The sequence below is a fragment of the Bartonella capreoli genome (assembly GCF_902813205.1).
Classification (GTDB): domain Bacteria; phylum Pseudomonadota; class Alphaproteobacteria; order Rhizobiales; family Rhizobiaceae; genus Bartonella; species Bartonella schoenbuchensis.
In genome coordinates this window covers 123525-135762 of record NZ_CADDZX010000001.1, presented here as the reverse complement: position 1 = coordinate 135762, position 12238 = coordinate 123525, and the positions used below count along the sequence as shown (strand labels likewise).

4 protein-coding genes are annotated in these 12238 nt (G+C 38.0%); 2 read left to right on the top strand and 2 right to left on the bottom strand.

Annotated features, from left to right (window positions below; translation table 11 throughout):
• Positions 1–2: 2 nt before the first annotated feature.
• On the top strand, positions 3–914 hold the full coding sequence (locus J7R05_RS00550) for a metal ABC transporter permease (RefSeq protein ID WP_208540744.1): 912 nt from the start codon (positions 3–5) through the stop codon (positions 912–914).
• A gap of 385 nt (positions 915–1299) precedes the next feature.
• On the top strand, positions 1300–1710 hold the full coding sequence (locus J7R05_RS00545) for a YbaN family protein (protein WP_208540973.1): 411 nt from the start codon (positions 1300–1302) through the stop codon (positions 1708–1710).
• 371 nt (positions 1711–2081) lie between these two features.
• On the opposite strand, the gene pncB is transcribed toward J7R05_RS00545, so the two are convergent.
• Together pncB and J7R05_RS00535 are read right to left on the bottom strand one after the other, a co-directional pair.
• The gene (pncB, locus tag J7R05_RS00540) at positions 2082–3386 is read right to left on the bottom strand and encodes a nicotinate phosphoribosyltransferase (protein ID WP_208540743.1); all 1305 of its coding nucleotides are present in this window, start codon (positions 3384–3386) and stop codon (positions 2082–2084) included.
• A 113-nt stretch (positions 3387–3499) separates the two neighbouring features.
• Positions 3500–12091: a GH36-type glycosyl hydrolase domain-containing protein gene (locus J7R05_RS00535; protein WP_208540742.1), complete on the bottom strand. Its 8592-nt coding sequence runs from the start codon at positions 12089–12091 to the stop codon at positions 3500–3502.
• Positions 12092–12238: the final 147 nt, after the last annotated feature.

Here is a 12238-nt window from a genome sequence, read left to right as displayed (position 1 = left end):
ACATGATAGATCAATTACTGCTCCCTTTTCAGCTTTCTTTTATGGTTAAGGGTATGACTATTACCGTTATTCTTTCCATTCCAATGGCTATGCTTTCTTGTTTCCTTATTTTAAAAGGGTGGGCGCTTTTAGGAGATGCGATTTCTCACGCAGTTTTTCCTGGTGTAGTTATTGGTTATATGACAACACCGTGGGTGATAACACTTTTAGCCTCTTTGCCATTTTCTTGGTTTCATCATTTATATCCAGCCAATGTTACGATGATTTTAATTGTTTTTGGTGCTTTCATTGCTGGTATGATTTGTGCCATCATGACAGGTTTTTTAGGGAGCAATAGCCGTATAAAACAAGATACGGTCATGGGGGTTGTTTTTTCGTCTATGTTTGGTTTGGGGCTTGTTCTAGCAACGGCGATTTATAGTAATTTGGATTTAAATCACATCTTATTCGGTAATCTTTTGGGCATTAATTGGCTTGATATTACGCAGACAGCAATAATTTCTATTATCGTCACTTTAATTTTGGGAACAAAATGGCGTGATTTTATGCTGTATATTTTTGATTCGATTCAAGGGCGTGCAATAGGATTACAGATATCAGTGCTCCATTATGCTCTGTTAACAATGATTTCTCTCACGATTGTTGCGGCTTTGAAAGCAGTTGGGATTATTTTAGTTATTTCTTTGCTGATTGCACCAGGAGCAATTGCTTACCTTATTACTAAGCGGTTTTTCTCTATGCTTTTGATTGCTGTATTGGTTGCTGTTTTTTCTAGTTTTTTAGGAATTTATCTAAGCTTATTTGTTGGTTCTGATTCTGCTTCTACAATTGTGTTGATTTTGACACTAATTTTTACCGCTGTTTTTATATGGATTTTTGTTCAACAGGCTACAACTCGGGAAACGCAAGTATGATAGATCTTTGCATAGCAGCCATGCATTTTTGTATGTTGTTTTAAATTTTTCTTTTTATTAAATGGGGGGGTGCTAGGTTATTTTCCTCCTAATGTCTAGCCGATGGATGCAGTATTTTCTCCTCCCAACACTGCATTCGTAATTAAGAGGCTGCATTGATTTATCGTGCAGCCTTTTTATTTTTAAATGTCCTAAAAACTTATTTTCATTTCTTGAAAACTTTTAAATGATCATCATATTGCATAAACTGTCCTACATTTTAGGCAATGATCATTATTGAAATATGCTTGTTGATGGAGAGCGTTCAGCAAAATTATATGCTTATATATAGAAGACAAAATTTTACATTATGATATTTGAATGAGAGAAGAAACAGCAATAAATGATAGAAAAAGATTTTAAAATATCTCGCCCTTTACGGGTTTTCTATTCTATATTGGGTTGGGTGATGATTGTATTAGGTCTGATCGGTGTGGTTTTACCTATTATGCCAACCGTACCTTTTTTATTAGTTGCTTCATGGTGTTTTGCCCGTTCATCACCACGGTTTCATTATTGGTTGCATAATCATCGAATTTTTGGTCTTCCCATTAAGCAATGGGAAGAAAAGAGAATCATCTCACCTTTTGTTAAAATTTTTGCTGTGGTAAGTATCATCGGTGGTTTTTTATCATTTTTAATAATTGTACACCCTGCTTTATGGTTTGCTTTATCAGCTGCAATTCTTTTGTTGATGATCGCTATTTATATTGTGACACGCCCATCCTCATCTACGTCATCATCATTATCAAAATAAAAAATTTTATTAATTGAATCTGTCTTACATTTTTCTTGTTTTATTGAGACTGTTTGCAGAAAATTTTCTGATTAAAGACCTTTAAGATAAAGTTTTCATCTGTTGATATCAATATACACATCAGCTGTCATTTTCTAAAGTAGTACAGGCATGTTCGCTAGATGGAGTACGCCTCGTGAAAAATTTATCATCAATAGAATTGTGCGTGAATGCTTTTAGGTGCTGATCAAATCATTTTAACAAGCAATAAGAGGTCATTCATGTAATGATATTATTTTGGCTTGTTAAGAGAAATAGAAATAATATCGCTATTTGGGTTGGACAATGATTTATTTCATAGTTTGTTTCTTTTTTATCTAATCAGTTAATGATTAAATTTTGATGGGTTTGATAGTGGATAGTTCAAGATTGAAAAAATTCAAATAACGTTGTATTTCTTGTGGATCTCCAATTGCTTTTTCAGGATTATCTGAAAGTTTTACAGTTGGTCGGCCATTAGCATGAGTGGCTTTGCAAACAAGGGAAGCAGCTTCAAGATTTATGATGTTTTGGGGTGCACAATTTTCAAAATCATTAGTGAGGTTGGTTCCCCACCCAAAACTCATGCGTACTTTACCATGAAAGTGATGATAGGTTTTTTCAATTGTATCTACATCTAGTGCATCGGAAAAAATCAATAATTTTTCTCGTGGATTTTTTCCTTTTTCTTGCCACCATTTTATAATGCGTTCACCTCCTTCAATAGGTAGAGCACTGTCAATTCTAAACCCTGTCCAGTCTGCTACCCAATCTGGTGCATTGCGTAAAAATGCTTCTGTTCCAAAAGTATCAGGCAAAACAATCAAAAGATTTCCGCCATAATAACGGTTCCAATTTTGCAGAACTTGGTAAGATGCTTGGCGCAAATCGTTGTCATTATTAGCAAGGGCTGCGATAACCATAGGTAATTCATGCGCATTTGTTCCAAGAGCTTCTAAGTCTGTATCCATTGCTAGAAGGATATTGGAAGATCCCGCCAAAGAATTGCCAATTCCTTCTTTTAATGCTTCGACACACCAACGTTGCCATAAAAAAGAATGGCGACGTCTAGTGCCAAAGTCAGCGATGTTAAGATCAGGCAATTGTTTCAGGCGTTCAATTTTGCTCCACATTTTTGCTTTAGCACGAGCATAAAGGACATCGAGTGCAAAACGACCAAGGTTTTTCATTGCAGCGCGTGAACGTAATTCACTGATAATAGAAAGGGCAGGAATTTCCCACATAGAGCTGTAAGCCCATGGACCATGGAAACGTAGAATATATTGACCGTCTTTGTGGGTTAATTCGTATTCGGGTAGTTGAAATTTTTCAAGCCAATTAAGAAAATCCGGTTTAAAAATTTGTTTGCGTCCATAAAATGTATTACCAGCAAGCCAGATTATTTCTTTTTTGGTAAAGCGTAAACTGAGGGCATGATCAAGCTGAGCACGTAGCTCACCTTCATCAATATCATTGGTAAGACAAATTGTTTTACTGCGGTTTATAAGTGAGAAGGTGACATGAACATTTGGGTAAAGTCCCCAAATCATTTGTACCATAAGAAGCTTATAAAAATCCGTATCGAGAAGCGAGCGAATAATGGGGTCAAGTTTCCATGTGTGGTTATAAACGCGTCTAGCGATATCTGTATGATTCATGCCCCTGTTCTTTCAACTGAGTGAAATCTAAAATTGTTGTGTATCAATATAATCATCATAAAAAATATAAAAACTATAACAACTTTATAACTGTGAACAGTATAAAAAACTTTTCATTTTTTTGGAGTTGGGGATTTAAGAGTACGTATGATCTCATGAACACCTGTTTTTTGTAATTCTATACCTGCATCAGTGTTGGTATATTCCGCGCTGTTAACACGGAGAGTATCTTTTGCAGCCCATTTAACTTTAATAATATAAACGGCTTCATAGAATTTCATTTTTACTTCGTATTCAGGCCAACAGGAGGGTAAATGTGGGCGTAAAAATAACTGATTGGCTTGGATGTGAATCCCAAGAATAGTTTCTGTCGCTGCACGATAAAACCAGCCTGCTGAACCTGTATACCATGTCCAACCACCTTGTCCTCGGTGTGGTTCAACAGCATAGATATCTGCGGCCATGACATAAGGTTCAACACAGTAAATTTCAGGATTTTGACCATGAGTGATAGGGTTTATCATGGAAAATAAGTTGTACGCTTTGTCTATTTCACCTATTTCTGCAAGCGCTATAATACTCCAAATAGCACCATGGGTATATTGTCCACCATTTTCTCGAATACCTGGTGGATATCCTTTAATATAGCCGGGTTCGAGAGTGCTTTTATTAAAAGGCGGCCAGAAAAGACGAATAAGCCCACCTTGTTCATCGCATAAATGATCAAGCATTGACATCATTGCTTGTTTTTGGCGATTGGGAGATGCCATTTTAGAAATTACAGCCCAAGATTGAGCGATGGCGTCAATTTGACATTCAGTATTTATTTGAGAACCAAAAGGGGTTGCATCGTCAAAATAACCACGTCGATACCAAGCGCCATCCCAACCATTTTTTTCCAGAGCTTTTGTTAAACGTTTAAGGTGTGTGCTCCAAGCTTTTACATGGTTATCGTCACCGCGGTTTTTAGCAATGGGAATGAATGCTTGTAATGTGGTGCCAAGAAACCAGCCCAACCAAATGCTTTCACCTTTTCCTTCTAAGCCTACCAAATTCATACCATCATTCCAATCACCACCTAAAATAAGTGGGAGACCGTGTGGACCACAACGTTTGATAGTAAGATCTAAAGCTAGGGCACAATGTTCATAAAGTGTTGCAATTTTTGGCGATTGTATGGGGTGAAAATAAGCATCATGTTGTCCTGTTTTGAGAGGAGCTCCTTCAATAAAAGGAATAGGAGTATCAAGAAATGTGTGCTCACCAGTAGTATTGACATAAAGGGCTGTTCCATAAGCAAGCCAGACTATGTCATCAGAAATGAGTGTGCGAACACCAGCGTTAGTATCAGGAAACCACCAATGTTGTACATCACCTTCAGTAAATTGACGGGCTGCAGCGCTTAATAATTGTTCACGCGCTAATTGTGGTTTAAGCAGTAACAAAGATAAACTATCTTGTAACTGGTCGCGAAAGCCAAATGCGCCACTGGCTTGGTAAAAAGCTGCACGTGCTATCATGCGGCATGCATAGATTTGGTAAGGAAGCCAATGATTGACCATAATGTCAAAAGAAGGATCAGGCGTTTTAACTTGCAAAGGAGAAACAAAATCATTCCATTGCTGTTTTTGTTGTGCAAGAATAACTTGAAAATCATCTATGCGTACTTGATCCAGCAATTTTTCAGCTTCTTGTCTATTTCCAGCACTACCAAGATAAAAGATGATTTCTTTTGTTTGACCCGGTAATAGATAAATATCATAGGCTGATGCTGAACAAGGATCACGGCCTGCTTCTACTGTATTTGAAAGTTCTTCAGCTTTGTAAATGGCATGAGGGTGTTTAACTGTTCCTGTTGAACCAATAAACTCAGTGCGATCAGTCGTAACACTGGTTGGTATTTCGGATGCTGATAAAAAAGTGACCTGTTGAGATCTTTCGATGTGATAGGGGTTTTGAATAAAATGTGCGCCACGTTTGGAATCATAAGAGGGAATGATAAAGGGAGCATATTTTGTACGTGCATTACCCAAAACCCACTCAACGTAATTATAAAGACGTAAACTGCGTGGTTTTTTGCTTTCATTTTTAATAATAAGGCGCGAAAAACGAACAGGTCTTTCTCGATCGAGCGTATGGGTAAGTTCTAATGCAATATCGGAATGTGTGGATTTAAAGGTTGAAAATCCAAAACCATGACAAGCTTCGTAAACAACACTGTCATCACATTCGACAGCAGAGACTGGAGAAAAACGTTTTAAAGAAAGACGATCAACAAGATATAGTGCTTCTCCTGGGCGATTGGAAACAGGATCGTTGGTCCAAGGGGTTAAGTGATAATCACGACTATTGTGAGCCCAGGTGAAGATTGCACCTTCAGCTGATACGTGAAAGCCAAAATTATGATTAGCAATGACATTAATCCATGGCTGTGGTGTAGTGGTATGCCCATTAAGATGCACCACATAATGATTATGTTGATTAAACCCCCCATAACCATTCCAATAACGCAGGTCTTTTCCATTGATAAGAGGAGATGATTGTTTTTGCTGAGCTATAAGACCAATAGAAGTAGATGAATTTTGTTCATCTTGCGTTTCTGCTTGTCGTTTTTTGTCATGTTTGCTGTGATTTAGTTTGTGATTAACATCTTTCCTACGATTGCGAGTTATCAGATCGGGATCAATATTTTCTGTACATTTAAGCTGTTCAGATAAGGAACCATTTTGGGCATGAAGTATGATGCGGGCTGATGCAAGGAGTGTCTTGAAACTTTGCTCATTTATTTGATCACGTTGAAGGGTAAAAATATGTTTATTTCCATTCATTTCATTGGCATGACGACGATAAGATTCACATGTCCATTCAATAGCGCGTTGAGTGTCTTGTATGTAAGAAAATGCCTGTTCATTCAAAACAACCATATCAACAATTAACCCTCGCATACGCCAATATTCGTGTGCTTTAAGCAGGTCGCGTAGTACAGTTATATTCGTTTCACTATCAATTCTGAGAAGACAAATAGGATAATCTCCTGAGATGGACATTGGCCAAAGATCAGATTGTTTTCCAAGAGTATTAGCAAGCATTTTAGAGGGAAGACGCCATGTTCTGTCGGGGTATATAAGTGGTGTTGCATATTTTTGATAAACAATAGCTTCTCTGGGGCGGATATTGTTTTGAAATAGTGAAACTTGCGAGCGTGTCCATGTTATAGAAAATTCTCGCTGAAACATATTAGGTTGGCGATAACGTTCAATATGATTTTGCAGCGTTTCTTTTGAATGAGCAGCAAATGTCCAGAAAATAAGTTCTTTTTTTTCATGTGCTGGAATTTTTAAGTAGCAGCGAATTGAGATAATCGGGTCAAGAACACAGCCTTGACGGTTACTAAAGTGGGCATTTTGATCAAATGCAGCTGGACGATGAATAGATCGACCACGACCAATAAAAATACAACGGTCAGTTTCAGCTTCTGATTTTGGAATAGTTCCAGATGGGTCAGTGACAAAATGGGCAATATGAATATCCGGATCACTAGGGGCGCGTTTGCGCCTTTTAGCAAAAATCGTTCCACCTGAATCAGCAATTTCTGTTTCTACAAACATGTGTGAAAAAACAGGGTGAGCACAAACACTATCCATAGTTGCTAGTGCTAGTTCACTATAAGATGTCACTTCAATAATGCGATCTTTGTTGGTTGTATTTATAAGCTGAAGGCGTCTGCCTTCACCATCACCTTCCGATGCCACAAGACATTCAAGCGTTGATTTTATACCATCAACTATTTTTGTATATTCAGCTTTTTCATCTGTAAAAATGGTGACTGATTCTTCTTCGACAATGCGTGTTGGCTCACCGGTGGCAGACCACCAGCGTCCATTTTGTGTATCACGTAGGAAAAACAAGGTACCTTGTTGATCTTCTGATGCATCAGGGATAAAGCGTGTGATAGTATAATCATGCCAACGGCTATAGCCGGAACCATTGGCTGTTAGCATTGTGGAATAACAACCATTGGATAAGAGCAAAGTCTCACGGGGTTTGAGAAGCGGGTTTGTAATAGTGCGCAAAGGAGCGTCATCAAATTCTCCAGAGTCATTGCGCATTGGGTTAGCAACTTTGGCGTGAATGATAGGAATTTGAAGGGGGGCTCTTTCTTGTAATAATAATTGTGTAGCTTCAATAACGGGATCACGATGAAAACGGTTACGCATCCGTCCTTCAAAAATGACATTATTAATTGCAAGAATTGACATGCCGTGATGGTGCGCATAATAATTACGCACGATAGCATATTGTTCTCCCTTTGGCACACGCGAAGGAGTAAAATCAATAGAATCATAATATCCATAGGCTCCTAAAGCGCCAAGATCACGTAAATGTTTTAAATTTATAAGAGCTTGAGTTGGCATATATTGCGCAGCTAAAATGCTGGCGTAAGGAGCAATAACAGCATTACGTGATAAACCGCGTTGAAGTCCAAGGCTTGGAGCTCCAAAATTGGAATATTGGTAATTCATTAAATGATCGCGGGCATTAAACGCAGCTTCTGAAATACCCCATGGCAGTTCCCGTTTACGGGCGTATTGTATTTGATGGCGAATAATCAATCGATTAGTTTGATCTAGTATGGATCCTAAGGGTTCACGCATAACCAGAGAAGGCATAAGATATTCAAACATAGATCCCGACCATGATAATAAAGCACCTTTCCAACCAATTGGGATGAGTAAACGGCCAAGATGAAACCAATGTTTGAATTTTATATCGCCTTTGGCAATAGCAAAAAGACTTGAGAGACGTGCTTCTGAAGCTAGAAGATCATAACAGCTTTCATCAAGTTTATTTTCCTGAACACGATAGCCGATAGACAAAAGTTGCCGTTCAGGTTGTTCTAAAAAATCAAATTTCATATCAAAAGCTATTTGTCGTGCTTTTGTCGCTAAAGTGTTTAATTGTTTGCGCAGTTTTTCGATGTCATAGTCATAGGTAATATCATGATGATGTGCTTCACAGGTTTCCACAAGACATTTAGCCCAAGACAGAGTGTGAGCAGATTCTACAGTTTGAATTTTTTTATCAAGTTCCTCTGTTAAGAGTGCAATATCACGAGCTAAGAGTGGAAAATTAATAGTGCATGAAGTTACAGTTTCTGTCTTTTCTTTGAAAGTACTAACGACATGACGAAAGTAAACAATGCGTTCTTCGATCTGTTGGTATAGAGAGCATGAAAAATGCTGATTATCAGGAATCTCTTTTAAAGTTTCTTCAAGAATATCACTAACATCAAGTAAACCTGCTGGATCACTTTGTAAAAACATGTCAGGTGTTTGAGCCCATTCATTTAAAGCTGAAGAGAGTGTCACTAAATGACCGGCAAGATTACCTGAATCAACTGTTGAAACATAAGTTGGCAATAAAGGTTTAAGAGTGTCTGTTTCATACCAATTATAAAGATGACCACGGAATTTTTCCATTTTTTCAAGAGTACTTAATGTACGCTTGATGCGTGTAATAGCATCTTTAAAGCCAATCCAACCAAAATCACGTGCGGCAATAGTGGAAAGAAGATAAACTCCAATATTGGTGGGGGATGTACGCTGAGCGACAAGGGGTTCGGGATCTTCTTGGAAATTATCAGGTGGCAAATAATTGTTTTGCGCATTGACGAAAGTTGCATAATAAAGCCACGTACGTCGTGCAATACACCGAAGTGCTTTTTCATCTTCTGAAGATATATCAAGCATATCTTGGAATGTTGCTGGTTGGCTTACAATCCACGCAATGAGTGGTGAGAAAAACCAAACCAGTCCAAAGGGCAAAGCAATGAAGATTGTCGGGCTATAAAAGGATATAGGTAGCGCTATGGCAATGGCACCAATCAGTGATGCTGGCCACATTGTGAGAATATAGAAGCTTAAACTATTGGGGATTAATCTTGTTGCAGCCGAGGTTTTCCATTCAAGGAGATGTTGTTTTGAAATCAACATGCGATAGAAAGTGCGGATGATTGCATCGGTTGCAAAATAAGCTGAATGAGCAATAAAGGTGGTTTTAAGAAGTATTTCTGCTGCCGTTGAAATAATACTGTTCAAAATTAATTTCAGCTGTCCACGCAAAGAATAATCAAGACTAAATGGCATGAATGTCTGAAGCATACCTAGAATTGGAGAGATAAATAGACTGAGCAGTAAAAATATTTGCCAGATGGCTGCTATCTTTAATGGTAAAATAGACCATCCCATGATTGCTGCAATTAGCCATGTAAGTGGTGTGAGAGAACGGCGTAAATTGTCTTGAATTTTCCAACGATTCATAAGATTAATTTGACAGCGCTTAAAGAGATAAGGCAATAATTGCCAATCACCACGAATCCAACGGTGATGACGAGCAACATCAATGTTATAGGCTGTTGGATAATCCTCAATTACCTCTACATTACTCACGAGTGCTGCGCGTGCATAGCTTCCTTCCAAAAGATCATGACTAAGAACAGTGTTTTCTTTGATTTTTCCACTAAGCGCTTGTTCAAATGCATCAATATTATAAAGACCTTTGCCGGTAAAAGTTCCTTCTCCCCAAAGGTCTTGATAAGTATCAGAGACAGCAAAGACATAAGGATCAATTCCACGATTGGTAGAAAAAATTTGTTGAAAAATTGATGTTTCTTTTCCTGTTGTAAGAGAAGGCGTAATACGCGGTTGTAAAATGCTATAACCTTTTACAATTGTTCCATTTTGAGGGTCAAAAACGGGATGATTGAGTGGGTGGTTGAGCTTGCCAACAAGTTTAGTAACCCCTTCAGGTGTTAAACGTGTATCTGAATCCAGGGTCATAACGAAACGACAATCTACAGGAAGGCGTGGATCTGGAGTGTAAAAGCTCGTATTTTGATTTCCTCGTAGTAAAAGGTTGAGCTCATGAAGCTTACCACGTTTACGTTCCCACCCCATCCAGCATTTTTCGCTAGCATTGTAAAGGCGTCGGCGATGAAGAAGGAAAAACAAAGGAATGTCATCACGATGATAACGGTGGTTAAGTTTAGCTATGCTCTCTTGTGCATAATGCAGCAAATCAAGGTCATCTTGTGTTTCTTCTAATGAAGAATCTGCCCAGTCCGTGATTAACGCAAAATGAATAGCACCTTGCGGGTTAGAAAGATAATGTACTTCAAGATTACGCACTTGTTCATCAATATAATCATATGAAGTAATTAAAGTGGGCACGACAACTATTGTACGTGCGTGTTTAGGAATCCCCTCTTTATATTCATAACCAATGAGCTGATTTGGTGGGATAAACCATGAAACAACAGTATTAAAAAAGGAAAAAGAAGCTTCCATGGCAGGAAAGAGTGCCAGAGCGGTAAAAATAAGACTCACCCATGGCGCTAGGTTGGATATCTGTAATAGAGTATAAGTTGCAAACAAAAGGATGAGCGTTAAAATAGAAACAGGAATTGCAATTGTTCCTACTTTTAAGCGACGGTAAGCGCGCATCCATCTTATGAAAAGGGATGGAGTGTATCCACAAGCTTTTTCAAAGGCATAACGCCCGTTGTCAACAAGGTACCAGCCAATAGAAGAGTTATTTTGATGAGCGTCATCTTCAAGGAAGGTTTGCGTCATCTCTACGGCTTTTTGCGTAACTTCCAATTCACTGAGTGGAGAACGGTGTGCGATTTTTTCAATCACTTGCCGATAGGTATTACGTGAATGAGAATCGAGTTCAGAAAAATCACTGTTTTGACGCAAGATAGAGTCCACATAGCTAACGGTTTCAAACCACGCTGTCCAATCAATATCATCAATAGTTTTAAGAGCACGAATAATATTGCCCATGGTCACACCGTCTTTTGCTTGACGGGTATGTTCATCAGCTGTTGCAATTTCTGGATTACTGCCGTGATGATGTAATTGCTTTTCAAGCCAAGTCAGTGCCACTGTAACATCAACAGATGCACTCCGCAGACGATAAAATAAATGAGTTGAAAAGGTTAAATTAGCAGTAAATTTTTCATAAAGAGTGAAAAGATTATGTAATTCAGTCTCATTTTTTGCAAGGGTAATTTTGTTAGCCACTTGATTGGCAAGGTAACGCATATGCTGTGCTTGCTCAATACGCAATGAAAGACGACGAACATTTTCAATTAAAATCATACGAATAACAGAAGGCAAAGCCCATAATTCGCCAATTTTAAGGTTACATACTTTCTGAAAGCCATTAACCATGGCTGTAAGGGTTTCTTGTGAGAAACTGCTATCTGTATGGGCGATATAAAGCCAGGTTAAAGCAAAAATACGTGGGATTCCTGCTTTTTGTTCATCAAGGGAGAGTTTGTTAGTGAGCGTTTTTGGAAAATTGCAGCGTAACTGTTGTATGGTTTTGTCAATGGTGTAATGATTATCAATAAGCCATTGAGCAGATGGTGCTATAGTTTCATTGTTACGTGCAGCAACATCGCTAATGCGGAAAGCATGGAGAATAAGTTTAGCATTTTCAGTTAATCGTTTGCGAAAATCACTCTCTCCCTTGTATTCGGCAAGAAAATTGTTTTTGCCCAAAGCTATATCATGGCCTAATTTATAAAGCTCTTCTTGCGATTTATCAGTTGAACGAATAGGGGAATCGGTTTTAGAAAAATAACAAATTTCTGTTTTTTGAGAAGAAAACCACTTCATGAAAAATAGTGTGGGTGCCATAATATTCTATTGCCACTCAATTATGCAAATTTCTCTTTATTTAATGAATTGTTAACATTTTATCCTAGTCATGAATGGTTAGTGAAAAAAATAAGTTTTTTATTGGAAAATATTTATTTTTTTGTCAGCCCGCTGAAAAGTCAAGAA

What these genes read in the sequence shown, in the direction of transcription:
- J7R05_RS00550 (WP_208540744.1), top strand. Translation starts at nt 3, where the DNA reads ATGATAGATCAATTACTGCTCCCTTTTCAGCTTTCTTTTATGGTTAAG.
- pncB (WP_208540743.1), bottom strand. Translation starts at nt 3,386, where the DNA reads ATGAATCATACAGATATCGCTAGACGCGTTTATAACCACACATGGAAA.
- J7R05_RS00535 (WP_208540742.1), bottom strand. Translation starts at nt 12,091, where the DNA reads ATGGCACCCACACTATTTTTCATGAAGTGGTTTTCTTCTCAAAAAACA.